The 24,301-nt window shown below is 67.1% G+C and carries 18 protein-coding genes; 15 read left to right on the top strand and 3 right to left on the bottom strand.

Annotated features, from left to right (window positions below):
- Positions 1-151 precede the first annotated feature (151 nt).
- The 11 genes from AUL36_RS01630 to AUL36_RS01580 all read left to right on the top strand — a co-directional run bounded on the left by AUL36_RS01630 (position 152) and on the right by AUL36_RS01580 (position 14,268).
- Entirely contained in the window at positions 152-1,075 is a 924-nt protein-coding gene (locus AUL36_RS01630) for a D-alanine--D-alanine ligase (RefSeq protein ID WP_062217325.1), read from the top strand.
- On the top strand, positions 1,063-1,971 hold the full coding sequence (locus AUL36_RS01625; protein WP_058635588.1) for a cell division protein FtsQ/DivIB: 909 nt from the start codon (positions 1,063-1,065) through the stop codon (positions 1,969-1,971). The genes AUL36_RS01630 and AUL36_RS01625 overlap by 13 nt, the downstream gene beginning before the upstream one ends.
- Complete coding sequence (gene ftsA / locus AUL36_RS01620) at positions 1,968-3,296, top strand: cell division protein FtsA (protein WP_058600857.1); 1,329 nt, start codon at positions 1,968-1,970, stop codon at positions 3,294-3,296. The genes AUL36_RS01625 and ftsA overlap by 4 nt, the downstream gene beginning before the upstream one ends.
- A 122-nt stretch (positions 3,297-3,418) precedes the next feature.
- Complete coding sequence (gene ftsZ / locus AUL36_RS01615; RefSeq protein ID WP_062217322.1) at positions 3,419-5,026, top strand: cell division protein FtsZ; 1,608 nt, start codon at positions 3,419-3,421, stop codon at positions 5,024-5,026.
- Between the two features lie 320 nt (positions 5,027-5,346).
- Positions 5,347-6,288 carry a UDP-3-O-acyl-N-acetylglucosamine deacetylase gene (gene lpxC / locus AUL36_RS01610; protein WP_058635585.1) on the top strand — a complete coding sequence of 314 codons (942 nt, stop codon included), beginning with the start codon at positions 5,347-5,349 and terminating at the stop codon, positions 6,286-6,288.
- A gap of 264 nt (positions 6,289-6,552) precedes the next feature.
- Complete coding sequence (locus AUL36_RS01605) at positions 6,553-7,437, top strand: outer membrane protein assembly factor BamD (RefSeq protein ID WP_244493418.1); 885 nt, start codon at positions 6,553-6,555, stop codon at positions 7,435-7,437.
- A 138-nt stretch (positions 7,438-7,575) separates the two neighbouring features.
- Positions 7,576-9,249: a DNA repair protein RecN gene (recN, locus tag AUL36_RS01600; RefSeq protein WP_062217319.1), complete on the top strand. Its 1,674-nt coding sequence runs from the start codon at positions 7,576-7,578 to the stop codon at positions 9,247-9,249.
- A 104-nt stretch (positions 9,250-9,353) separates the two neighbouring features.
- The gene (gene ligA, locus AUL36_RS01595) at positions 9,354-11,834 is read left to right on the top strand and encodes an NAD-dependent DNA ligase LigA (protein WP_062217316.1); all 2,481 of its coding nucleotides are present in this window, start codon (positions 9,354-9,356) and stop codon (positions 11,832-11,834) included.
- Between the two features lie 111 nt (positions 11,835-11,945).
- On the top strand, positions 11,946-12,821 hold the full coding sequence (locus AUL36_RS23090) for a 3'-5' exonuclease (RefSeq protein ID WP_082655438.1): 876 nt from the start codon (positions 11,946-11,948) through the stop codon (positions 12,819-12,821).
- 443 nt (positions 12,822-13,264) lie between these two features.
- Positions 13,265-13,972, top strand: coding sequence for an AzlC family ABC transporter permease (locus tag AUL36_RS01585; protein ID WP_062217314.1), 708 nt, complete (start codon positions 13,265-13,267; stop codon positions 13,970-13,972).
- Complete coding sequence (locus AUL36_RS01580; protein ID WP_062217311.1) at positions 13,969-14,268, top strand: AzlD family protein; 300 nt, start codon at positions 13,969-13,971, stop codon at positions 14,266-14,268. Before AUL36_RS01585 ends, AUL36_RS01580 begins: the two co-directional genes overlap by 4 nt.
- 70 nt (positions 14,269-14,338) lie before the next feature.
- Here AUL36_RS01580 and AUL36_RS01575 read toward each other — a convergent pair whose 3' ends face one another.
- On the bottom strand, positions 14,339-15,325 hold the full coding sequence (locus AUL36_RS01575) for a Tim44 domain-containing protein (protein ID WP_062217308.1): 987 nt from the start codon (positions 15,323-15,325) through the stop codon (positions 14,339-14,341).
- 211 nt (positions 15,326-15,536) lie between these two features.
- On the opposite strand from AUL36_RS01575, the gene AUL36_RS01570 reads away from it, so the two are divergent.
- Positions 15,537-16,733: an MFS transporter gene (locus AUL36_RS01570; RefSeq protein WP_082655436.1), complete on the top strand. Its 1,197-nt coding sequence runs from the start codon at positions 15,537-15,539 to the stop codon at positions 16,731-16,733.
- Here AUL36_RS01570 and AUL36_RS01565 read toward each other — a convergent pair.
- The gene (locus tag AUL36_RS01565; RefSeq protein WP_062217306.1) at positions 16,708-17,376 is read right to left on the bottom strand and encodes a DapH/DapD/GlmU-related protein; all 669 of its coding nucleotides are present in this window, start codon (positions 17,374-17,376) and stop codon (positions 16,708-16,710) included. The genes AUL36_RS01570 and AUL36_RS01565 overlap by 26 nt on opposite strands.
- Before the next feature lie 89 nt (positions 17,377-17,465).
- On the opposite strand from AUL36_RS01565, the gene AUL36_RS01560 reads away from it, so the two are divergent.
- Positions 17,466-18,086, top strand: a complete 621-nt coding sequence (locus tag AUL36_RS01560; RefSeq protein ID WP_082655434.1) for an SCO family protein — start codon at positions 17,466-17,468, stop codon at positions 18,084-18,086.
- A gap of 34 nt (positions 18,087-18,120) precedes the next feature.
- Positions 18,121-18,999 (top strand): 50S ribosomal protein L11 methyltransferase, encoded by an 879-nt coding sequence (locus AUL36_RS01555; RefSeq protein WP_062217303.1) that lies wholly within the window; start codon positions 18,121-18,123, stop codon positions 18,997-18,999.
- Positions 19,000-19,467: 468 nt separating this feature from the next.
- On the opposite strand, the gene AUL36_RS01550 is transcribed toward AUL36_RS01555, so the two are convergent.
- Positions 19,468-19,935, bottom strand: coding sequence for a MerR family transcriptional regulator (locus AUL36_RS01550; protein WP_244497002.1), 468 nt, complete (start codon positions 19,933-19,935; stop codon positions 19,468-19,470).
- 271 nt (positions 19,936-20,206) lie between these two features.
- Between AUL36_RS01550 and AUL36_RS01545 the strand changes: the two genes are divergently transcribed.
- On the top strand, positions 20,207-24,169 hold the full coding sequence (locus AUL36_RS01545; RefSeq protein ID WP_062217300.1) for a peptidoglycan-binding protein: 3,963 nt from the start codon (positions 20,207-20,209) through the stop codon (positions 24,167-24,169).
- Positions 24,170-24,301: the final 132 nt, after the last annotated feature.

Here is a 24,301-nt window from a genome sequence, read left to right as displayed (position 1 = left end):
ATCGCGCGGAAGCCACAGCGCGCAAAGGTTAATCCCCGGTTCGGAAACGCCCTTACGATTTTCTTTCAATGCGGCGATTCGATTAACCAACGTTTAACCAAACCGGCCGCAAGAATGGTCCCTGAAATTCGGTTGATGGGATCGTGGGTCTATGACCTTGCATGTGGCGGTGCTGTTGGGTGGCTTCTCGTCGGAACGGCCCGTGAGCCTGAAGTCCGGCGCGGCCTGCGCCGATACGCTGGAGGCCGAGGGCTTCCGTGTCAGCCGCGTCGATGTCGGCCGGGATGTGGCGCAGGTCTTGTCCGAGCTTCGCCCGGATGTCGCCTTCAACGCGCTGCACGGGCCTTTCGGCGAGGACGGCGCCATTCAGGGCGTGCTCGAATTCTTGGAAATTCCCTACACGCATTCGGGCGTTCTGGCCTCGGCCCTCGCCATGAACAAGGTGAAGGCGAAGGCCATCGCGCGCGCGGCCGGCGTGCCGGTTCTGGAAACTCTGGTGGTGGAGCGTCGGCGCGCGGCCGAGGCTCATGTCATCGCGCCGCCCTATGTCGTGAAGCCGATTGCGGAGGGCTCGTCCTTCGGCGTCTTGATCGTGCGCGAGGATCAGGCCCATCCCCCGCAGCAGCTCCATGGCGCGGACTGGAGCTTCGGCGAAGAGGTCATGATCGAGCGTTTCGTGCATGGGCGCGAGCTGACCTGCGCCGTCATGGGCGACGTGGCGCTGCCGGTCTGCGAGATCACGACCGAAGGCCACGCCTTCTACGATTACGATTCCAAATATCTGCCGGGTGGCTCGCAGCACATCATCCCGGCCAACCTGCCCCCGCAGGTGACGAAGCGCGTGCAGGAAGCGGCGCTCGCCGCGCACCGCGCGCTCGGCTGCCGGGGCGTGACGCGCTCGGATTTCCGCTATGACGACCGGTTCGGCGAGGGCGGCGAGTTGATCTGGCTGGAGATCAACACCCAGCCCGGCATGACGGCCACCTCGCTCGTGCCCGATATCGCGCGCGCGGCCGGCCATTCCTTCGGCGAGCTGTTGAGCTGGATGGTGAGGGACGCCTCATGCAAGCGCTGAACCACCGTCTGTCGCTGACCGATTTCGAGCGGATGCATCCGATCGTCCTGCGCGCGCAACGTCTGGCGCGCAAGCTGATCGTCTGGATCAAGAACCTGCGCGAATTGTCGCTGCCGCGCTTTCGCACGCTCTCGATCGGGCTACTGGGCTCGACCGCGCTCTACGGCATGGTTCTCGGCGGCCATACGGTGAAGGTGATCGACACGATCTCCGAGCCGCTCGGCCTGTCGATCGATCGGGTGGATGTCGCCGGCTATAGCGAGACCAGCGAGATCGACATTCTCCAGGAGCTTTGGGCGACGGGGGCGACGACGCTCCCCGCGCTCGACGCCGAGGCCGCCCGCAAAGCGATCGAGGCCATGCCCTGGATCGAAAGCGCCAAGATCGAGAAGGAATATCCCAACCACGTGAAGATCACGCTGGTGGAGAAAAAGCCCTTCGCCCTCTGGCAGCGCGACAAGGATCTCTGGATCGTCGATCGCGACGGCAAGGAAATCGTGCCCTACGCCACGACGCGCTTTACCGATCTGCCCTTCGTGGTGGGGCCGGGCGCGGCGCGCGAGGCGACCGACATCCTCGACAAGATGGCGCTGGTTCCCGAACTCGACCAGCGCATCAAGGCCTATGTGCGCGTCGGCGACCGGCGCTGGGACCTGCGCCTCGACAATGGCGTGGTGATCCGCCTGCCCGAACTCGACCCGATCGAGGCGGCGGCGGCGGTGATGCGGCTCGACCGCGACAACGGTCTCCTGTCGCGCGACATCGAGTCGGTGGACATGCGGCTCGAGGATCGCATCGTGATCAAACTGACGCCGGCAGCGCAGGAACGCCGCCTCAAGGCGCTCAAGGAACGGGACAAGATCGTGAAGCAGGCCCGCAAGGAGAAGCCGGTATGACGCTGTTCTCCAAACCCGTGGACCAGCTTCCGCGCATGAAGAAGCCCTCGGACCGCCGCCCGCGCACCATTTCGGTGCTCGATATCGGCTCCTCCAAGGTGACCTGCCTCATCGCCAAGCTGAAGCCGCGCCCCGAAAGCGAGGTTCTGCCGGGCCGCACCCATGTGGTGGAGGTCATCGGCATCGGCCACCAGCGCTCGCGCGGCGTGAAGTCGGGCGTGGTGGTGGATCTGGAAGCGGCCGAGAAGTCGATCCGCTACTGCGTGGACGCGGCCGAGCGCATGGCCGGGCTGACCATCGAATCCTTGATCGTCTCAGTCTGCGCCGGGCGCCTCAAGAGCCTTCGCGGCTCGGCGCGCGCACAGGTCGAAGGCACCGAAGTGTCCGAGCTGGACCTTAAGCGCGTCCTCAACCAGGCCGCCCGCACGCCGATGCGCGAAGGGCGCGTCGCGCTGCACCGGGTTCCGTTCGATCTGATGCTGGACAACGAGACCGGCCTGGAAAACCCCGTCGGGATGACCGGCGCGGAGTTGGGTGCGGAGCTGCACATCCTCTCGGCCGAGGAAACGCCTCTGCGCAATCTGGAAGCGGCGATCAACCGCGCGCATCTCGTGGTCGAAGCCTTCGTGGCGACGCCCTATGCCAGCGGCCTGTCGACCTTGGTGGACGACGAGGCCAAGATGGGCTCGGCCTGCATCGACATGGGGGCGGGGTCCACCACGATCTCGATCTTCCAGAACGGCCATTTCGCCTATGCCGATGCTGTGGCGCTCGGCGGCCATCACATCACGATGGATCTGGCGCGCGGCCTGTCGATCCGGCCCGAACAGGCCGAGCGCCTGAAGGTGATGCATGGCAACGCGCTGCCGAGCATGATGGCCGATGGCGACACGGTGTCGGTCGAGCCGCTCGGCGACGAGGGCAACGAAGCGACGATCCAGGTCTCGCGTTCGCTGATCGCGCGCATCATTCGCCCCCGCGTCGAAGAAACGCTGGAGCTGATTCGCGACCGGTTGAACCAGTCCAATCTCGGACATGTGATCGGCAAGCGCGTGGTGCTGACCGGCGGCGCCAGCCAGCTTGCGGGCCTGAACGACGCGGCCCGCCAGATTCTGAACCGCAACGTGCGCCTCGGGCGCCCGGTCGGCGTCGCCGGCCTTGCGGCCGCCAACAAGAGCCCTGCCTTCGCCACGTCCGTGGGGCTCCTGATCTACCCCCAGGTGGCCATGCTCGAACACGTTCCCGAGCATTCCGCCCTCGACTTCGCCTTCGACCGGCGCACGCGGGTCGGGCGCTTCGGCTCCTGGCTTCGGCAGAGCTTCTGACAAGGTTCGTGTGGGACACTGACCAACGACCATTTCGCAACCGGCGCCTTGCGTGCACCGGGCAGGTTTCAAAACTTCAGGCGGGCGCGGCGGCGGCCCAGCCGACCCCGAAAGGAAACGAGATGAGCATCACCTTGCAGAAGCCCGACATCACGGAGCTCAAGCCCCGGATCACCGTGTTCGGTGTCGGCGGCGGCGGCTGCAACGCCGTCAACAACATGATCAACGCCGGTCTCGAAGGCGTCGAGTTCGTGATCGCCAACACGGACGCGCAGGCCCTCCGCTCCTCGCGCGCCGAGCGCGTGATCCAGATGGGCGTTGCCGTCACCGAGGGTCTGGGCGCCGGCTCGCAGCCCGAGGTCGGCCGCGCGGCTGCCGAGGAATCGCTGGATGAAATCTGCGATCACCTTCTCGGCTCGCACATGTGCTTCGTCACCGCCGGCATGGGCGGCGGCACCGGCACGGGCGCGGCCCCCGTCGTCGCCCGCGCGGCGCGCGAAAAGGGCATCCTGACGGTCGGCGTCGTCACCAAGCCCTTCCACTTCGAAGGACAGCGCCGTCTGCGCATCGCCGAGCAGGGCATCGAAGAGCTGCAGAAGAATGTCGACACGCTGATCGTCATTCCGAACCAGAACCTCTTCCGCATCGCCAACGACAAGACGACCTTCGCCGACGCCTTCGGCATGGCCGATCAGGTTCTCTACTCGGGCGTCGCCTGCATCACCGACCTGATGGTCAAGGAAGGCCTCATCAACCTCGACTTCGCGGACGTTCGCTCCGTGATGCGCGAGATGGGGAAGGCCATGATGGGCACGGGCGAAGCGTCCGGCGAGGGGCGCGCCATGGCCGCCGCCGAGGCCGCGATCGCCAACCCGCTTCTGGACGAAACCTCGATGAAGGGCGCCAAGGGCCTCCTCATCTCCATCACCGGCGGGCGTGACCTCACGCTCTTCGAGGTGGACGAGGCCGCCACCCGCATCCGCGAGGAAGTGGACCAGGACGCCAACATCATCCTCGGCGCGACCTTCGACGAGAGCCTGGAAGGCGTGATCCGCGTATCGGTGGTCGCCACCGGTATCGACAAGGCCGCCATGGAAGTCTACGGCCGCAACGCCGAGACGCAGCTTGCCAGTGCCCGCACGCCGGCACCTGTCGCGGCTCAGCCTGCGCCGCAGCCCGCTCCGGTTCCGGTCGCGCCTGTTCTGCAGCCGGCCGCCGCCGCGCCGCAGCAGCCCGCCTACCAGGCGCCGGCCTATGCCGCCGCCCCCGCGGCCGCTTCGGCTTCGCACGACATGGAGGACGACTTCACCGCCGCCCTTCAGGCCGAGATCGCTCAGGTTCAGCCCCGCGCCGCCGCGCCGCGCCAGCAGCCGGTGACCCAGGCCGCCCAGACCCGGATGCCCCGCGTGGAGGACTTCCCGCCCGTGGTGCAGGCCGAGATCGAGCGTCGCAGCGCCGGTGGCGAGACGGCCAGCGAGGATCGCGGTCCAATGGGGCTTCTGCGCCGCCTGACGACCGGCCTGTCGCGCCGCGACGAGGACGAGGCTGTGCTGGGTGATCCCTCGCGCGTTCAGCGCCAGACCACCGAGCGCCGCCCGGCCGAGGCCAGCCCCTATGCGCCGCGCCGTCAGGCCGCCGATTCCGCAGCCCGTCCGCAGACGGCAACGCGCCCTGTCGGTGAGGAAGACCAGCTCGAAATCCCGGCCTTCCTGCGCCGCCAGTCGAACTGATCTTCACAAACCCGTCGCAAAAGTCTTAACGAGCCCGCCCCATGGGGGCGGGCTCTTTCGTTTGTGCACCAGGGATCGAGGCCTAAACCCTTTCATTAACCGGCTTTCCAGTAACATCGGGTAAGAAAGCGTGATTTGGCCACATTCGGTCCCCGACCTAGTTTGATCTCAGGTTCGATCGTCCCGCGCGACGTATCGGTCCGCCCGGCTGGAAGGCCGGGTGAACCGCTTGCGAGGGGATGTGTAGCCGAGCCTCGGCATCCTGTCCGTCCGGATGGGCCCCATCCCGAAGCCTCGGCATTGAGTAGGATTTGAGTCACGTGGTCACGAAGCAGCACACGATTGGCGCGCGGATCGGGTTCGAGGGCGTGGGGGTTCACACCGGCGCCACGGTCGAATTGTCCCTGCATCCGGCCGAGCCCGATACCGGCATCGTGTTTCATGTCTTCGAACCCTCGGGTCTCATCCACGAGATCCGCGCGGTTTCGGCCAATGTGTCCTCGACAGATCTGTCCACGATCGTGGGCGATCTCAAGGGGCCGCATGTCGCCACGATCGAGCATCTGATGGCCGCGCTTTACGCGATGGAAGTCGACAATGTCGTCGTCCAGATCGAGGGTCGCGAAATCCCGATCATGGATGGCGGCGCCGGCGCTTTCGTGCGCGCCATCGAGGCGGCCGGTCTTGTCGCCCAGCGCGCCTCGCGCCGCTTCATTCGCGTTCTCAAGACCGTGCGCGTCGAGCGCAATGGCGGCTTTGCCGAGTACCGCCCCTACGAGGGCACGCGCTTCGAGGTCGAGATCGAGTTCGCGACGGCCGCGATCGGCCGCCAGAGCTTCGCCGCCGACCTGACGCCGACCCTGTTTCGCGACGAACTCGCCAATGCCCGTACCTTCGGCTTCATGAAGGATGTGGAGCGTCTTTGGGCTTCCGGCCACGCGCTCGGCTCCTCGCTCGAGAACTCCGTCGTGATCGGCGACGACGACAAGGTCATCAATCCGGGCGGCCTGCGCTACACGGACGAGTTCGTGCGCCACAAGACGCTGGACGCGATCGGCGATCAGTCGCTGGTGGGCGCGCGGATTCTCGGCTGCTACCGCTCATTCCGCGGCGGCCATCGCCTGAACGCGATGGCGCTGGAAGCGCTGATGGCCGACCGCTCGGCCTACGAGATCGTCGAGGGCGCGCAGCGCGGCACGCCGCTGCGCCAGCCGCCGCTGGTGGCCGCCGCCGCGCCGGCCTTCGGTCCGCAGGTTCTCTGAACTGCCCATTCGGCATTCCCGATCAGGCGGCAGGGGCGCAGTTGGCGCTCCTGCCGTTTTCGTCTTGAGAGGGGAGACGGCGCTCATGGCGCTGGATGCCACAAAAAAGGCGTGTTAACCCGCCTTGAACCGTTGTATGCGCTGTCGCCCGCGCGTTAGTAGGGGCGGGGGCGGAACGCTGTGTCAGACGCGTTCGAAAGCCAGGGGGACTTGAGTTCGATGGGTATCAAGACGCCGCTGTTCGGCCGTGGTCGCGCGGCCCCAATGGTTCTGGCTCTGGCCACATCGACGGCGCTGCTCTCGGGCTGCATGTCGTCGAAGGACAAGGACATCGACGCGCTGGCGCTCGCCTCGCAGACCGAGCCGGCCGACAAGCTCTACAATCAGGGCCTCGCCAATTTGGAAGCGGGGCGTCTGGGGGAAGCCGCCAAGAAGTTCGAGGCCATCGACAAGCAGCATCCCTATTCGGAATTCGCTCGCAAGGCCCTGGTGATGCGTGCCTTCGCCAGCTACCGCAAGGGCGACTATGACGACGCGATCAGCTCCGCCCGGCGCTACCTCGCGACCTATCCCGGCTCCAGCGAGGCGGCCTACGCCCAGTACATTATCGGCCTGTCCTATTTCCGGCAGATCCCCGATGTCACGCGCGACCAGACCGACACCGCGCGCGCCGCCGCTGCCCTGCAGGAGGTGGTGGATCGCTACCCGCAGTCCGAATATGTCGAGGACGCCAAGTCCAAGATGCGCATCGCCCGCGACCAGCTCGCCGGCAAGGAGATGCAGGTCGGCCGCTATTATCTGGAGCGCCGCGAATACATCGCCGCGATCAACCGCTTCAAGAACGTGGTGGACACCTATCCGCAGACGCGCCACGTCGAAGAGGCTCTGGCGCGCCTGACGGAAGCCTATTACGCGATGGGCCTGACCCAGGAAGCGCAGGCGGCGGCCTCGGTGCTCGGGCAGAACTTCCCGGAATCGCAGTGGTACAAGGATTCCTACGCTCTGCTCCAGAGCAAGGGCCTGGAGCCGCGCGCCGGCGCCGGCACCTCCTGGTTCGGCAATGCGACCCGGCTCATCACGGGAGCCGGCCGCGATCAGGTTCCCGATGCGCAGGCCGCCAAGGGCGAGGTTCGCCCGCCCCGCGCCTGATCCCCGCGCACGAGATCGAGGCCGGCTTCGCGCCGGCCTTTTTCATGTCTGGGGCTTGAGCGCCTCTTCCAGCGCTCGGGTCTCGACCATATCTTCGCGCTTGCCTTGCGTCCCAACACGGACTAGCCCTTCGCGCGCATGCTTGTTCACCTTTCGATCCGCGACATCGTTCTTATCGATCGGCTCGACCTCGGGCTGAATCATGGCCTGTCCGTGCTCACGGGTGAGACCGGCGCGGGCAAGTCGATCCTGCTCGACGCCCTGTCGCTCGCTCTGGGCGGGCGGGGTGATGGCGGCCTCGTGCGCCATGGCTCCAAACAGGGCGAGGTTTCGGCGGTCTTCGACCTGTCGGCCACCCATCCCGCGCGCCGCATCCTGTCCGACAACGGCTTCGATGATGATGGCGATGTCATCCTGCGCCGCGTCCAGAGCGCGGACGGGCGCACCCGCGTCTTCATCAACGACCGGCCCTCCAGCGTCTCCCTGATGAAGGAGCTCGGCGCGACCCTGGTCGAAATTCACGGCCAGCATGACGACCGCGCGCTGGTGGACCCCGAAGCCCATCGCCAGCTACTGGACGAATATGGCGGGCTCGGAGCGGAGGCCGCCTCCGTCGCGGAAGCCTTCGGCGCGTGGCGCAAGGCCGAGAGCGAATTGTCCCGCCACCGCGCGCGGGTGGAAGCCGCCGCCCGCGAGGCCGATTACCTGCGCGCCTCCGTCGAAGAGCTGACCGCGCTCGCCCCTGTTGCGGGCGAAGAAGAGGAACTGGCCGAAAAGCGTCAGACGATGATGCGGTCCGAGAAGATCGCGACCGACGTCAACGACGCGCATGAGGAGCTGTCCGGCCCGCAGTCGCCCATTCCCGGCCTTGCCAGCCTCTTGCGCCGGCTCGACCGCAAGAAGGACGAACTGCCTGGGCTTCTGGACGAGGCCCTGGCGCGCGTCGAGACGGCGCTGGACGCCTTGTCGGATGCGCAGATGAGCCTTCAAGGCGCGCTGCGCACGCTGGAATTCGATCCGCGCGCGCTGGAACAATGCGAAGAGCGCTTGTTTGCGCTGCGCGCGGCGGGCCGCAAGTTCAACGTACCGGTGGATGATCTCGCCACTCTGACGGCCAAGATGGTGGCCGATCTCGCCGAGCTGGATGCGGGCGAGGAGCGGCTGGTGAAGCTCAGCGCCGACGTGGCCGAGCGGCGCGCCGTGTTCGATGAACGCGCCGAAGCCCTGTCGGTGAAGCGTGTCGAGGCCGCCAAGCTTCTGGAAGCGGCCGTCATGGCCGAGCTGCCCGACATGAAGCTGGAACGCGCCGCCTTTATCGTGGAACTGACGCGCGATCCGGACGCGCGGGCGGCGAGCGGCATCGACACCGCCGAGTTCTGGGTGCGCACCAATCCCGGCACGCGCGCCGGGCCCATGATGAAGGTCGCCTCCGGCGGCGAGCTGTCGCGCTTCCTCTTGGCGCTGAAAGTGGCCCTCGCCGACAAGGGCTCGGCGCCGACGCTGGTCTTCGACGAGATCGATACGGGCGTCGGCGGGGCCGTGGCGGATGCGATCGGCCGCCGGTTGGCGCGGCTCGCCGGCACGGTGCAGGTTCTCTCCGTCACCCACGCGCCGCAGGTGGCGGCGCGCGCGACGACGCATCTTCTGATTTCCAAGGCCGAGACGGTGCCGGGCGACGAGCGCCTGTCGACGCGCGTCGCGACCATCGACATTCCGGCCCGGCGCGAGGAGATCGCGCGGATGCTGGCCGGCGACATCGTGACCGACGAGGCGCGCGCGGCCGCCGCGCGGCTGATCGGCGTGGCCGGCTAAGGCGCGCAAAGATCGCAGGGCCGGGAAAGGGATTTTTCGGCCGGGCGCCTGCGAATCGGTGTATCGCTGCGCGTCTATTTCGTTTGCTTTGAGTGCGATCCGCCATGTCCGAATTTCCCGAACTCGACGTGATGACCGAGGCTGAGGCGGCGGCCGAGCTGGAACGGCTCGCGCTCGAAATGGCCGAGCATGACCGGCGTTATTACGAGGATGATGCGCCGGATATTACGGATGCCGAGTTCGACGCGCTGCGCCGGCGCAATGCCGAGCTGGAGCGCCGCTTTCCGGGTCTGGTGCGGGCGGACTCGCCCTCCGCCAAGGTCGGCTCTGCGCCGTCCTCGAAATTTGCCAAGATCCGCCATGCCGTGCCGATGCTCTCGCTCGACAACGCCTTTTCCGACGAGGACGTGGCGGATTTCGCCCGGCGGGTGCGCCGCTTCCTCGGTCTATCGGAGAGCGCCAAACTCGCCATCACGGCCGAGCCCAAGATCGACGGCCTGTCCCTGTCGCTGCGCTATGAGAAGGGCAAGCTCGTGTCCGCCGCGACGCGCGGCGACGGGCAGGTGGGCGAGGATGTCACCGCCAACGCGCGCACGCTGGACGATATCCCGGACGAACTGACGGGCTTCCAGCCCGAAATCTTCGAGGTGCGCGGCGAGGTCTATATGACCCATGCCGATTTCGCGGGCCTCAATGCGCGGCTTCTGGCGGAGGCCGGCGAGGGGGAGGGTGCGAAGGCCGCGCGCCAGTTCGCCAATCCACGCAACGCCGCCGCCGGCTCGCTGCGCCAGAAGGATGCCGGCGTCACGCGCCAGCGCCCCTTGCGCTTCTTCGCTTATGCCTGGGGCGAGACGAGCGAGCTGCCGGGCAAGACGCAAAGCGAAATCGTCGCCGCGCTCCAGACCATGGGCTTCCAGACCAACGCCGTGCCGCAGAACGGTCGTGCCGAGCCGCTGATGCGGCGGCTCGAGACAGTGGAAGGGTTGATCGAGCATTACCGCCGCATCGAGGCTGAGCGGGCGGGGCTCGGCTATGACATCGACGGCGTCGTCTACAAGGTGGACGATCTCGACCAGCAGCGCGAACTCGGCTTCGTCTCGCGCGCGCCGCGCTGGGCCATCGCGCACAAGTTCTCCGCCGAGCAGGCGACCACCGTGGTGGAGGATATCGTCATCAATGTCGGGCGCACCGGCAAGCTCGCGCCGCTCGCCAAGCTGACGCCGGTGACCGTCGGCGGCGTCGTCGTGTCCAACGTGACGCTGCACAACGAGGACTATGTGGCGGGGCGGGACGCGGACGGCGATCCGATCCGGGGCGGGCGCGACATCCGCATCGGCGACACCGTGGTGATCCAGCGTGCGGGCGATGTCATCCCGCAGGTCGTGGATGTCGTGATCGAGAAGCGGCCCGAAACGGCCGAGCCCTTCCGCTACCCCGACCATTGCCCGATCTGCGGTTCCAAGGCCGAGCGCGAGATCAATCCGCGCACCGGCCGACTGGACTCGGTGCGCCGCTGCACGGCGGCCATGACCTGCCCGGCGCAGGCCAAGGAAGGGCTCAAGCATTTCGTCTCGCGCAATGCCTTCGACATCGAAGGGTTGGGCGAGACCTTCGTGGAAGAGTTGTTCGACGCCGGCCTCGTGCGCCAGCCCGCCGATCTCTTCCGCATGGCCTTCGAGCCGCTGCGCGAGGTGATCGAGGCACGGCGCAAGGCGTTATCAGAAGCGCGCCGGCAGGCAGAGGGCAAGAGCGAGCCGGTGAAGCCCGCCAAGAAGGGCGAAACCACCAAGGCGATCGACAATCTTCTCGCCGCGATCGAGGCGCGCAAGAGCGTCTCGCTCGACCGTTTCATCTTCGCGCTCGGCATTCCCGAAATCGGCGAGGCTTCGGCCAAGGCGCTGGCGAAGCATTTCGACGATGTGCGCGCGCTGATCGCGGGCATCGACGCCGCGCGCGACGGCCAGCCCTCGGAGGATTGGGCGGAACTCAGCGCCCTGCACACGATCGGCGGCGTGACCTTCGAGCGGCTGATGGCGGTGGACGAGGCCAAGCTGGCAGATCCCGCCTGGAAGCCGCTGCGCGACGGCGAACTCGGCCTCAAGGCCAATCAGCGCGTGGCGTTGCGCGAGCGCTATGGCGAGGAGGCGGAAGGCTTTGCCGAGGCGCTGCGCCGCGCCAAGGCCGGCGCGCCGGGCGAGGCCTTCCTGCGTCTGACTGGAGATAGCGACATCGGCACGGTGGCGACGCTTTCGCTCATTCATTTCTTCGACGAGGCGCATAATCGCGAGGCGGTGGAAGCGCTTCTGGCCGCCGGGGTCTCCACCACCAACGAGCGCGCCGCGCCGCCGCCATCCTCCTCGCCGGTCAAGGACAAGATCGTCGTCTTCACCGGCACGCTGGAGAAGATGACGCGCTCGGAGGCGAAGGAGCGGGCGGAAGCCTTGGGCGCGAAGGTCTCGGGCTCGGTGTCGAAGAAAACCGATCTCGTGGTCGCCGGACCAGGCGCGGGCTCGAAACTGGCCGACGCGCAGAAACATGGCGTCAAGGTCATTACCGAGGACGACTGGCTGGTGCTGATCGGCTGATCGCTTTCGAGGGTTCGCCGCGCCACAGGAAGCGGTCCGCTCAGACACCGCGCGCCTTGCTCCCGCCCCGATGAGAGGGTTACGGTGCGTGCAACCCTTTGAAAGAGCTGCATGACCATCCTTGCCATCGATTTCGAGACCGCCACCAGCGAGGCGGCGAGCGCCTGTGCCGTCGGGCTCGCCTTCGTGGAGGACGGGCGCGTCACGAAGCAGGCCTATAGTCTGATCCGGCCGCGCGACCTGCGCTTCGACCCCGGCAATATCCGCGTTCACGGCATTCGCCCGCACGATGTTCTGGACGCGCCGAGCTTTGCCGACATCTTCGCCTCCTTCGCCGCCGAGATGGATGGCGCGCTCGTCGTCGCCCATAATACGAGCTTCGACCTGAAAGTGCTGCGCGAGAGCTTGGCGCTGTACGGGCTGGCGCAGCCGCGCTTTTCCGCGCTCTGCACCGTCGCACTGTCGCGCCGTCTCTGGCCGGACTCGCCCAATCACAAGCTTTCCACCATGGCCGCGCGCTTCGGCCTCGGCTTTCGCCATCACCATGCCGGCGACGACGCCTATGCCTGTGCCCATATCGCGCTGGAAGGCGTCGCGGCCTCCGGTGCGCGCGACATCGCCGACATGGCCGATCGCTTGAGCCTGCGCCGGGCGGTCGCCTCGCAGCCGGCGCGGCGGCAGGGCGGCGTAGCCGAGCGCGCCCTGAAGGCGCAGGTGCGCCCGGCCGGCGCGGGGCAGGGGAGCTTCCGCTACACCGTGCGTGGCTCGCGCGGCACGCCCTATGACGTGCTGCTCGCGCCCTTCGGCCGAGCGGGGGCTTGGCGGCTCGCCTGCTCCTGCCCCGGCGCGCGCTTCCGGGACGAATGCCGCCATGTGCGCGCCCTGCACGAGGGCGACTTCACCGATCTTCTGCCGGTCGAAGCGCAGGCCATGGCGCGGCTCGAACGCTTCGTGATGGAAAAGGCGGGGCTCGGAGAGCCTGTTTGACAAAGCCGCCGGGTTCACCCCGCAGTCTTTTCCGCTCGCGGTTTTCGCGGTGAGCGCAAGCCGGATGTTGCGTCCATCCCGCCGTGCTTTCTCTTGATGCGGGGAACCAGGGAAGCGCCTTAAGGGCCGGCCCGCTTTTGCCATCCAAGATCGTTGCGCCGTTCTGGCCCCGCCAAGCCGTTTTTTGGCTTGGGATCACGGCAGCAACGAAACGTCCTGACCGGTTCTCCGCCGCGAGGTTGGGTCCACGAGTTCTGAGTTCCGATCGGTTGCGCAAGGCAGCTCACACTGCGCGCCTCGCTATCGACAACTCCATCAGTGCCCGGCCGAGCGCGCTGGATGGGCAGCCATGAGTTTGAATCGCGCCGTCGCAGCATGAGGCTTGTCCCTGCGTCGTGACAGCCTCTAGAACGGGTGGATCACACCCGTTCCGGTTTCCCGCCTTGTCCCGTTCTTCCGAATTTCGTGCCGGCCTTGCGCATTCGGTGCCGCTGCTCCTGGCCCTCGTGCCCTTTGGCGGCGTCTATGGGGCCCTGGCCACCCGCATGGGTCTTTCGCTGCCCGAAACACTCGGCTTCTCGCTCAGCGTCTATGCCGGCTCCAGTCAGTTCCTGGCGCTTCAGATGATCGGCACGGGCGCGCCGGTCTGGGCCATTCTGATCGGCGTCTTCGCCATCAATTTCCGGCATGTCCTCTATTCCGCGTCGATCGGTCGGCATCTTGGCCGCTTCAACGGCTGGGAAAAGGCGGTGGCCTTCTTCCTGATGGTGGATCCCTCCTTCGCGGCGGCAGAAGCGCGCGCCTCGGACGGCGTGGTGCGCAAGACCTATTATTTCACCTTCGCGCTGGTCCTCTATGTCGGCTGGGCCTTGGCGACGGTGCTCGGCGCGCTGTTCGGCCGGTTGATCGAGAACCCGGAGCGTTATGCGCTCGACTTCGCGCTGCCGATCTATTTCCTCGCGCAGACCATGGCCTTTCGCCATCGCCGCCAGTTCTGGCCGGTGGCGGGGGCGAGCGCATTCGCCGCCGTCATCGCCTACGGAACGCTCGGCTCGCCCTGGCACGTCACGCTCGGCGGCCTGGCCGGCATTCTCGTCGCCGTGTTGCGCACGCCGGCAGGCGGCAAGCAGGCGAAGGGAGAGGGCGCATGAGCGAGACCTGGTTTCTGATCCTCGCCTCCGCCGTCCTCACCTATCTCACGCGCGTCGGCGGCTATCTCGTGCTGGCGCGGCTCGAGCGGGTGCCGCCCCGGCTGGAGGCCGCGCTCGACGCCGTGCCCGCCGCCGTGCTGACGGCCATCGTCATGCCGGTCTTCATCGATGGGGACATGGCGGAGAAGGTGGTGATCGTGCTTTGCGCAGTCTTTGCGCTGCGCCTGTCGCTCCTTTCGACCGTCATCGTCGGAACCGTCCTTGTGGCGCTCGCCCGCGCGGCCGGGCTGGCCTGATAGGGGTGTCACGAAAAAGGCCGCCGGAGTGATCCAGCGGCCTTTTGTGTTTCGGTGATGCGGCGAAAACTTACGCTTCCTGAATGGCCGACAGCTTCCAAGCGCCGCCGCGCTCGCGCACGAAGGTCCAGACCTCGGTGGACTCGACGCGCGTGCGCTCGTCGCCTTCCACGATGCGGCCGGACTGGCGGTCGCGCACCACGTCGATCATGCCGTAGCGCATCGCGACCGTCGCATAATCTCGCGGGCCTTCGCGCCAGCTTTCGGACACGTCGCCCTGGAGAAGCTCGACGTCGCGCGCTTCGTTGCGCACGCCGCGCGCGGCGTTCTGGGCCAGTTCCTGGCTGAGATAGGACACGACTTCCGGCGTTGCGATCTCTTCCAGCGCCTTGTAGTCCTCACGGCTATAGGCGTCCTGTAGCGCCTTCAGCCGGCTTTCGAACATGCCGAGATCCTGCTGCGTCACGCCGATCTCGTCGCGGCCGACACCGGCCTTCGGCGCGGCGGCCGAACGGCTGCCGAGGCCCGAACCATAAGCGCCGTTCCCGGCATTGGGATTCTGCCCTTGGTAGGCGCTGCGCTGCTGGTTCAAGGGCGATGCGCCGTTGGCCGAGGCCGTCTGGCCGGAGCGCGAGCGGAAGAAGCGCAGCGCCAGCATGACCAGAAGGCCGATCAGCGCGACCTGCACGAGAAGCCCGAGCATCCCGGCGATGCCGCCAAAGCCCGAGCCCATCAGAAGGCCGAACAGACCGCCGATCAGAAGGCCGCGCATCATCGCGCCGCCGAAGCCGCCGCCGAACAGGCCGGAGCGCTGGCCGGCGGCCGGGCGAGCGGCGGCCGCCGCACTGGAGGCCTGTCCGGGCGAGGTCATGGAGCGCTGAACGGGCGCTGCGGCCGGCGCGGTGTTCGTGGCGGGGGCGGACTGGTAGGTGCGGCCACCTCGGCTGCCGAAGCTGCCGCCGCGCCGCGCTTCGGCATAGTCCACGACCATCGTCGAGAAGACCAGCGTCAGCACGGCCAGAAGCGCCGTGAAACGTCCGGTTCGGGAGGGGTTCATGGAGAAGTCCTTCGGCAAGCGTTGAATATCTGCACTCTCATATAGGAAGAGGGTGACGGGCCTGAGAAGCAGCGAGCGACCACGATCCGGGGATGAGCGATCAAGATTTCGCCATCTCGCAACCGCGAAGCGCGCCGCGCCCGCTTTCGCTGCTGCAAGCGCGGCCCTATAAGCAGCCCATTGCGCAGCATGCCTGACGGATCGGGGCGCCATGACCTTGCCACATCTTGCCGAACCCAAGACGCGGCCTGCCCTTTCGGGTGCGGCGGCCTTCACCATGGCCCTGTCGGCCGGGGCGCTTGCGGCCAATCTCTATTACGCGCAGCCCATCGTCGCCCTGATCGGGGCCGATCTCGGCATGGACCCGGCGCTGGAAAGCACGATCGTCACGGCCTCGCAGATCGGCTATGCGCTGGGTCTGGTGCTGCTCGTGCCGCTGGGCGACGTCTTGGAAAATCGCCGGCTCATTCTCCTCACCATGAGCGCTGCCGTGCTCGGGCTGATCGGCTTGGCCCTGACGCCGAGCCTGCCGCTTCTCTTCGCGCTGACGCTCCTGGTCGGCATCGCCTCCACCGCCGCGCAGATGATCGTGCCGCTGGCGGCGAGCTTCGCGCGGCCCGAAGAGCGCGGGCGCATCGTCGGCAATATCATGACGGGGCTTCTGGGCGGCATCCTGCTGGCCCGGCCTCTGTCGAGCTTCGTCGCCGGGTTTCTGGGCTGGCGCGGCATCTTTCTTCTCTCGGCCGTCTTCGTTGCGCTTCTGACGCTGGCCGGGTCGCGAGCCTTTCCGAGCCGCCAGCCGGAAGGGCGCGAGCGTTATGGCGCGCTGATCCGTTCACTCGGCACGCTCTTCATCCGCGAGCCCGTGCTCCGCCGCCGCGCGCTCTACCACGCGGCGCTCTTTGCCGCCTTCGGCATCTTCTGGACCGGCGCGCCGATCCTCCTCCTGCGCGAGCCCTACAATCTTTCGCCGCAATGGGTAGCGCTGTTCACGCTGAGCGGCGCGCTGGGCGTTCTGGCCGCGCCGGTGGCCGGCCGCATGGCCGATCGCGGCCATTCCCGTCGCGGCACGCTGATCGCCATTTCGCTGGCGCTCGGAGCCATGGCGATCGCGTTTCTCGGCACGCACTCGCTCATCGCCTTGGTGCTCGCCGGCATCCTCGTGGATCTCGGCGTGCAGGCCAATCTCGTCATCGGGCAGCGCGAGATCTTTCAGCTGGATGCCGCGATCCGCAACCGGCTGAACGCCGTCTATATGACGACGTTCTTTCTCGGCGGCGCGCTCGGCTCCAGTCTGACGAGCCCGGTGCTCGAGCATTTCGGCTGGCATGGCGTGGCGCTGATGGGCTGTCTCTTCCCGGCCTTGGCGCTCGCCTATTTCCTCACGGGCGAACGGCGTCCGGGCTGACCGTTCTCTCCTCCCAGCGCAGGAGAAACGCCTCGACCGCCAATCCCTGCATGTCGGGGATGGCCTCGAACAGCCAGTCGCGCGGCCAGTCCCACCAGGCGAGCTTGAGAAGCCGCGCGGCGATCTCGGGCGAAAAGCGCATCCGAAGCGGCCTAGCGGGAACGCCGGCGACGATCGCATAGGGCTCCACATCGCGCGTCACCACCGCGCCGGCGCCTATCACCGCGCCGGTGCCCACGGTGACGCCCGGCAGGATCACCGCGCCATGGCCGATCCAGACATCGTGGCCGATCGTGACGCGCCTCGTTTCGCGCCGCTCGCGAAAGTCGTGGTCGACGCCGATGAAACGAAAATACTCGTTGGGCCGATAGGTGATCTTGTGCGTCGTGACGCGCTCGACGGGATGCTCCAGCGCGTTGATGCGGACATGGGCGGCGATCGAGCCGAATTTGCCGATATCGGCCTGCGTGGCTTCGCCGCCGCGCTCGAAATAGGTGTAGTCGCCGACGCTCACGTCCCGAAGCTTCACGCGCTGGCCGATCTCGCAGAAGCGGCCGAGCTTGACGCCCTTCAACTCGGCGCTCGGATGCTGCTTGGGCTCGTCGTCGCGAAAGCGCAGGTCCGGCGGGACGGGGTCGGTCATTTCGGTGGCCTTCGGCGGAAAGGAGAGGGGACGGCTTTGCCGCCCGGCGCGGCTGATGTATCGCAGGTGCCAGGACAGGAGCAAACATCATGGCCAATACGCCTCACAAGCCGAGCCGCCGTACCGTCGCGCTGCGCTATGCCCTGTGGTTTCTGGTCGCCGCCGTTCTGGCCTTGATGGTCCTTGTCTTCGCGCTGGGCCGGAAGGAGGCCGAGGGCGTGCTCAGCGCGGGCGCTTACGGAGGGCCGTTCCAACTGGTGAATCAGGCGGGCGCGCCGGTGACGGAGGCTGTCCTGCGCGGCCGGCCGACCGCGCTGTTCTTCGGTTTCACCCATTGCCCCGACGTCTGCCCGACGACCCTGTATGAACTGGCTGGCTACCAGAAGGCTCTTAAGGCGGAAGGAAAGGATCTCAGCATCGTCTTCGTGACCGTCGATCCCGAGCGCGACAAGCCCGACACGTTGCGCACCTATGTCGGCGCCTTGTCGGACGATGTCACGGCGCTGACCGGCGACCCGGCCTCGGTGGAATCCATGCTGAAGAGCTTCGGCATTTATGCCCGCAAGGTTCCGCAGAGCGACGATTACACGATGGATCACACAGCCTCCATCCTGCTCCTCGACCGGCAAGGCCAGTTCAAGGGCACGATCGCCTATGGCGAGGATCCAGCCGCCGCCAAGGCCAAGCTGGAGCGCCTCAGCGCCTCCTGACCTTTCGACCGTCAACATCAGGAAGGAACCGCCCTTGGGCCAGGTTCGATATTTCGCCCGCTCGCACCGGCAGGCCACGCAAGCGCTCTATGACAGGCTGGACGCCGCCTTCGCCGACGAGGGCTGCCCGATCGCCCATATCGAGATCGACGAGGCCGCCGACATCCATGAGACCTCGGTCTATTTCGAGGATGCCGACGCCGTGGACGAAGACGCCGTCGCGGCGGCCTTCGCGCCGCTGACGCCGGAGCGCGAGGACCTGCCCGAGATCGACTGGATGGCGCAGGTCCTGGCCGATCTCAAGCCCGTGCGGGCCGGGCGCTTTCTGGTGCATGGCGCGCATGACCGCGACAAGGTTCGCGCGCACGATCTCGCCATCGAGATCGAGGCGGGCCAGGCCTTCGGCACGGGCCACCATGGCACCACGGCGGGCTGCCTGTCGATGATCGAGGAAGTGGTGCGCCGCCGCCGCCCGTTGAACGCTTTGGATCTCGGCACGGGTAGCGCTGTTCTGGCCATCGCCATTGCCAAGCTCGCCCGCATCCCGGTTCTGGCGACCGATATCGACCCGGTGGCGACCAAGGTGGCGCGCGAGAATATCCGGGCCAATGGTGCGCACGCCTTCGTGCGGGCCGAAACGGCGGTCGGCTTCGGAGGGCCGGCCTTCGCCATCTATGCGCCCTTCTCGCTGATCGTTGCCAATATTCTCGCCCGGCCGCTGATGCAGCTCGCGCCCGAGATGGCGCGCCAATTGGCCGTCGGGGGCGATCTCGTTCTCTCGGGCATTCTGGCCAAACAGCGCGACGCCGTGCTCGCAGCCTATCGCCTTCAGGGCCTGTATCACCGCAAGACCTTGCGCCGCGATGAATGGGTGACGCTGCACCTCACGCGCAACGACCGGCCTCTGGCCTGATCTCGGCTGAAACGAAACGAGCCCGGACGCGGAAAGCGGCCGGGCTCGCGGAGAGGGAAGGGGTGCCCGTTCGCGGGGCGCGGGCCTCAGAAGCGCTGGGGCGCTGAGGCTTCGAACATCGAGCCGCGAGCGCCCGACAAGCTGGCCAACGGGTCAGCCTCGAGAAACACGGCTCGGCCGCTCTGGATGGAGCGGTTGGAGGGACGCGAACGGTCTGCGCCGAAAGGGCGGCGCGGGGAGTAGCCGAGATGAGCCGGCATGGCTCCAAAGCGTTCGGTAGGGGCGGTCATCATAAGAGCCTCGATACGGTCTGGGGATTTTTTCGATCTCCCACATTCCATATGATGCACTGCAGCAAGAACTGCCATGCCTCGCCTTGCATAGGTCGCCTGAGCATAATGCAAGGCTATTTCGGCAAAATCTTCATACTTCCTTCATGAAGAGACGATGCCGCCGAATGCGGCTCGATCAGTCCGCGCCGCCCAGCTTGGACAGGCAGTCGCTGACGAAATTCGTCGTCAGGCGCATGGCGTCGAGCGATTCCTCGATCTCGCGCCGCTGCTCCTCCAGAATTTCGCGCTGCTCCTCGAACCGAGATAATGCAACTTTTAACTGCTTGCGCTGGCCGTCGGGTTGGTGGTAAACGTCGATCAGCTGCTTGGCTTCCGTTAGGGAAAATCCAAGTATCTTCGCGAGCAGAACCAGTCGAAGCCGCATGCGATCCCGGCGCGAATAGATGCGCGTCGTTCCCCTCCTTTCGGGGGAAAGAAGGCCGCGGTCTTCATAGAAGCGTAGCGTACGCAGCGTGACGCCGAACTCGCGCGAGAGATCGCCGATCCGAAACTCGGCGCGCTTTTCCTCGCTGGACTCGGTGTCCAGTCGCAGGAGCTGCTCGGCCGTGATCCGGAATTCCTGCTCGCTTCCGTCCTCGTTCATATTCGTCATTCTCTTTCACGCCGAAAGCGTGCCTGCCGATTCGTGACTGCGATGGCCTTGTCGCTCGCAAGGATCGCTCGGGATTGTTCGAATATTCCCTGATGTCGCACAAGGCGACGCTCAAAGCAAAATCCAGCTTCAATCCCGCTTGTCTTTATATTCCCTTAACGATGAGGTTCGATCTTAACGGATCGCCAACCCAGCGGCAGCGCTTCTGGCCCATCGCAGGCCCTTGTCAGCCGCTCGCTTGTTGGACGAAGGGGAAGACGGCATGTCTCGCAACGATCCGCAGCTGAAGGCCAGGGCCGATGTCGACGCGCCCGCGGCGGAAGGGTCCTTCACGTCTCTATCCAAGACGCTGGAAGACCTGGAAGCCCGGCTGACGCGGCTTTCGATGGGTAAGCGTCCTACCGAGGACGCCAAGGAGGCCGTGGCCATCGAGGACCATTCGGCCCAGGACGCCGCGGCGCGCCTGCGCGCCATTTCGGCGCAGCGCCGTGCCGCGCGTCCCGCGCTCGGCGCAGGCACGTCCAGCATCGCGCTGGAGCGCCAGATGGATTCCGACCCCGCCTCCGGCCAACCCGCGCCGCGCCCCCGGCCGGCTCCGCGCGCGCCAGCGCCTTCGGTCGAGAAGCGTCTTGGCCATGTGGCCGGCGAAGTCGAGCAGCTGCAGGCGCAAGGCGCGACGCTCGCCGCCGTCAAGAGCTTGGCGAAAGACCTCAGCACGCTGCGCAGCGAGATTCACGAAAGCGTGGCCGACGCCCAGTTGTCGCTGCGCTTCGAGGACATGCGCAAGTCGCTGGGCGAGATCAAGCGTCTGGTCGGCGAGTCCAAGGGCGCCGACAAGATCGGCGCCGAAATCTTCTCCATCATGGAACAGCTCACCGAGCTGACCGCCAGCAACGCCGATCAGGCCTCGCTGATGGAGCTGCGGGCCGAGCTCGACACCGTGTCCTCGCTGGTGGCGCAGATGGCGCGCGAGGAATCGGTTCAGGCCGTGCAGCGCCGCTGGGACGAGTTCGAGGCGCGCATCGCGGCCCGGATCGAGCTCGACAGCCAGGCCCAGCGCGACCTGCGTGTCGAGCTGGAGCGCCTGCGCGGCTCGCTCCGCTCGCTCTCGACCGAGGAGCAGATCCTCGCCGTCCAGCAGCGCTGGGAAGAGTTCGAGGCGCGCTATGTCGATACGGTGCGCAGCCAGACCGAAGAAACGCTCACGCGCATTCTCAAGGGCGAGCTGGACACGCTGCGCTCCAAGCTCGACGCTCTGGCCTCCGAAGCCAGCGGAGCGGCCATCGAGGCGCGCTTTGAGGCGATGACGGCCAAGCTGCCGATCCGCGATCTGGAAGCGGGCATCAGCCGCCTGTCCGAGCGCATGGGCGAAGTCGAGCGCGCGCTGGTGGGCCTGCCCGAAATCCTCCAGCTCGACCAGATGGAAGGCCGCATCCAGGCGCTGGCGAGCAGCATCGAGACGCTGGCGGCCGAAATCCGCGAGCCCGACCTCAGCCATTTCGCGCTTCTGGAAGAGCGTCTGGACGAAATCTCGGCCGCGATCCTCAATGGCGGTCTGTCGGCGTCCGGCGAGATGGCGGCCGCCCCGCTTCAGCGCATCGAAGCGCGTGTCATGGACCTGGCGGCCCGTGTCGATCAGATCGCGGAAGCGGGCGATGCCGAGCTTCTGTCGGCGCAGATCGCCGCCATGTCGGCTCAGATCGAAGAGCTTTCGGCGCGCCCGGCCGCCGACGAACTGGGCTCGCGCATCGACCGCCTGTCGGAGCGCGTCGAGCGTCTGTTCAAGACCACCGGCGGCGAGATCGCCTCTCACGCGCTGGAGGCTCGTCTTCAGGCCCTGGCCGAGCGTCTCGAACAATCGGCCAGCGCGGTCGGTGTCGATAACGACGTCATCCGCTCGCTCGAAATGCAGATCGGCCGTCTGGCCGAAATTCTGGCGGGCGCGCCGGCGCTTCTGGAGTCGGACTCGTCCGAGGTCGCCCAGCGTCTGGAAGCCCTGGAGCAGAAGTTCGACCAGGATCGCGACAGCGTCGTGGCCGCAGCCCGCGCCGCCGCCGAAGAGGCCGTGCGCCGGATGCAGGCCGGCGAGAACGATCGCCAGAACGCCTATGTCCGCGATCTCGCCGACGATCTGCGCCGCTTGGAAGAACTCTGCCGCCGCTCCGACGAGCGCGCGGTCGGCGTATTCGACGCCGTTCACGCCACGCTGGTCAAGATCGTCGATCGGTTGACCACGATCGAGGGCGACCTGCGTCTGGAGCGCGGGCAGGCGGCTTCCAAGCCCGCCATGACCCCGAGCCCTGTCGCCTTCGTCGACACGCCGGTCGCCGCTGACCCGACGTTCGAGACGGTGGCCGAGATCGACCCGATCGAGGACGAGACCGAGCAGCAGGAGTCGCGCGGCCTGCGCGGCGCGCTTGCTCGCCGTCTGCGCCGCGCCGAGAAGCCGGTAGAAGCCAAGCCGAGCTTGGCCGACCGTATTCGCCCGCAGCCGGAAGCCGTTTTGGTTCCCCCGCGCGCCGAGCCCTCGCTCGAGGTCGAGGCCCCGTCGCTGGACGCCGCCGACAGCTTCGTCGAGCGCGAGGCCGATCGCCCGCTGGAGCCCGGCTCCGGCGTGCCGGACATTGCCGCCCTGATCGAGCGCGTTCGCACCCAGCAGCGCGCCGGTGCGGAAGCCTCCGATCCGGTCGCCAAAGCCGATTTCATCGCGGCGGCCCGCAAGGCCGCCATGGCGGCGGCGGCGGAAGCCGAAGCGCTGAAGTCCGATGCGTCGATGGCCGATCCCGAGGTCGATGGCGCGAGCCGCCGTCGCAAGCCGATCCTGATGGCGGTCGGCGCCGTTCTTCTGGCGCTGATGGCGATCCCGCTCGGCCAGCGTTATCTTGCCTCGCACAATGATGCGGTGAACAACACCCTGTCCGCTCCCGCGCTCGAGCGTCCGGCCACCGGCTCGGCATCCGAGATCATGCCCGCTCCGACCATGGCGACTCCCGCGCCCGAGGCTCCCGCCGAGACCCCGGCCGAACAGGCCAGCCCCGAGCGCACCGGCGAGATCGTGACGCCCGTGTCCGAGCCGCAGGTTGCCGCGATGGCGACGGAAACGAGCGCGCCATCGGCCGAGACCGCGCCCGCGCCCGTCGTGGAAGCCTCGATGCCCGCTGCCGAAGATACGTCCGTGGCGAAGGTCGAGGACGCAGCCGTAACGGTCGCGCAAGCCGATACGTCCCCGATCGAAACCGCGTCCGTCGCGCCGGCAGCGCCCGCCGCAGACGTCGCGCCCGCGGCCGACGCGACGAACGCTGGTTCGGCGTCGCCGCTTCTCGCTGCCGCTCAGTCCAAGCTTCCCGCCGATGCGCAGGGCGCTCTGCCGACATTGCCCGAGAAGATCGGCCCTGCGGCGCTGAAGACCGCTGCGGTCGAAGGCGAGCCGATGGCGCTGTTCGAGGTGGGTCTGCGCGTCATGGAAGGCCGCGCCGCCCCGTCCGACCCGAAGGCCGCCATGGCCTGGTTCGGCCAGGCGGCCTCGCGCGGCTATGCGCCGGCGCAGTACAGCGTCGGCACTCTCTTCGAGAAGGGCAATGGCGTGGCGCGCGACACGGGCGCGGCGCGCGACTGGTATCGGCTCGCCGCCGACCAAGGCAATATCCGCGCCATGCACAATCTCGCCGTTCTCTATGCCACCGGCATCGAAGGCGCGTCGGACCCCAAGGCTGCGGCCGGATGGTTCCTGCGTGCCGCCCAGCACGGGATGCGCGACAGCCAGTACAATCTCGGCATCCTGTATGCGCGCGGTGTGGGCGTCGAGCCCAATCTCGGCGAGTCCTATCGCTGGTTCCGCATCGTCGGCGCGGCCGGTGACAAGGACGCCCAGAACAAGATGGAAGAGGTCGGCAAGAGCCTCGCTCCCGAACTCCGCGCCCAGATCGACGCCGAAACGGCGGCCTGGAAGCCCGAGCCGCGCATCGACGCCGCCAACACGGTCGATATCCCTGCGAGCTGGAACGAGAAGTCGGGCCAGACCGCCTCGGTCGACATGAGCAAGGCGATCCGCAACGTGCAGGCCATTCTCCTGAAGCTCGGCTACAATCCGGGCCGCCCGGACGGCGTGGTCGGCGAGCAGACCACCGCCGCCATCCGCAAGTTCCAGGAGAAGACCGGCCTTCAGACCACCGGGCAGATCGACGAGCCGCTGATCCGCGCCCTTCTGGAGCGTAAGGACAGCTGATCGCGAGAGGGCTAGACAGCCCGGCGCAATCGATTTGACTTGACGGAAAGGGCGGCCCAAAGACAGGGCTGCCCTTTCTTTTTGCCCGCGCGCAACCGACATCGGCGAGCCGACCTCCGTGACGCTGTATCT

The sequence above is a fragment of the Aureimonas sp. D3 genome (genome assembly GCF_001463805.1).
Lineage (GTDB): Bacteria > Pseudomonadota > Alphaproteobacteria > Rhizobiales > Rhizobiaceae > Aureimonas > Aureimonas ureilytica_A.
Note: the sequence above shows the minus strand (reverse complement) of the source record. Positions and strands in the feature narration are given on the sequence as shown.

Excerpts from the sequence above, each read along its gene's own strand:
- AUL36_RS01630 (WP_062217325.1), top strand. The coding sequence starts at position 152 with ATGACCTTGCATGTGGCGGTGCTGTTGGGTGGCTTCTCGTCGGAACGG.
- AUL36_RS01625 (WP_058635588.1), top strand. The coding sequence starts at position 1,063 with ATGCAAGCGCTGAACCACCGTCTGTCGCTGACCGATTTCGAGCGGATG.
- ftsA (WP_058600857.1), top strand. The coding sequence starts at position 1,968 with ATGACGCTGTTCTCCAAACCCGTGGACCAGCTTCCGCGCATGAAGAAG.
- ftsZ (WP_062217322.1), top strand. The coding sequence starts at position 3,419 with ATGAGCATCACCTTGCAGAAGCCCGACATCACGGAGCTCAAGCCCCGG.
- AUL36_RS01605 (WP_244493418.1), top strand. The coding sequence starts at position 6,553 with ATGGTTCTGGCTCTGGCCACATCGACGGCGCTGCTCTCGGGCTGCATG.
- recN (WP_062217319.1), top strand. The coding sequence starts at position 7,576 with ATGCTTGTTCACCTTTCGATCCGCGACATCGTTCTTATCGATCGGCTC.
- ligA (WP_062217316.1), top strand. The coding sequence starts at position 9,354 with ATGTCCGAATTTCCCGAACTCGACGTGATGACCGAGGCTGAGGCGGCG.
- AUL36_RS23090 (WP_082655438.1), top strand. The coding sequence starts at position 11,946 with ATGACCATCCTTGCCATCGATTTCGAGACCGCCACCAGCGAGGCGGCG.
- AUL36_RS01580 (WP_062217311.1), top strand. The coding sequence starts at position 13,969 with ATGAGCGAGACCTGGTTTCTGATCCTCGCCTCCGCCGTCCTCACCTAT.
- AUL36_RS01575 (WP_062217308.1), bottom strand. The coding sequence starts at position 15,325 with ATGAACCCCTCCCGAACCGGACGTTTCACGGCGCTTCTGGCCGTGCTG.
- AUL36_RS01570 (WP_082655436.1), top strand. The coding sequence starts at position 15,537 with ATGACCTTGCCACATCTTGCCGAACCCAAGACGCGGCCTGCCCTTTCG.
- AUL36_RS01565 (WP_062217306.1), bottom strand. The coding sequence starts at position 17,376 with ATGACCGACCCCGTCCCGCCGGACCTGCGCTTTCGCGACGACGAGCCC.
- AUL36_RS01560 (WP_082655434.1), top strand. The coding sequence starts at position 17,466 with ATGGCCAATACGCCTCACAAGCCGAGCCGCCGTACCGTCGCGCTGCGC.
- AUL36_RS01550 (WP_244497002.1), bottom strand. The coding sequence starts at position 19,935 with ATGAACGAGGACGGAAGCGAGCAGGAATTCCGGATCACGGCCGAGCAG.
- AUL36_RS01545 (WP_062217300.1), top strand. The coding sequence starts at position 20,207 with ATGTCTCGCAACGATCCGCAGCTGAAGGCCAGGGCCGATGTCGACGCG.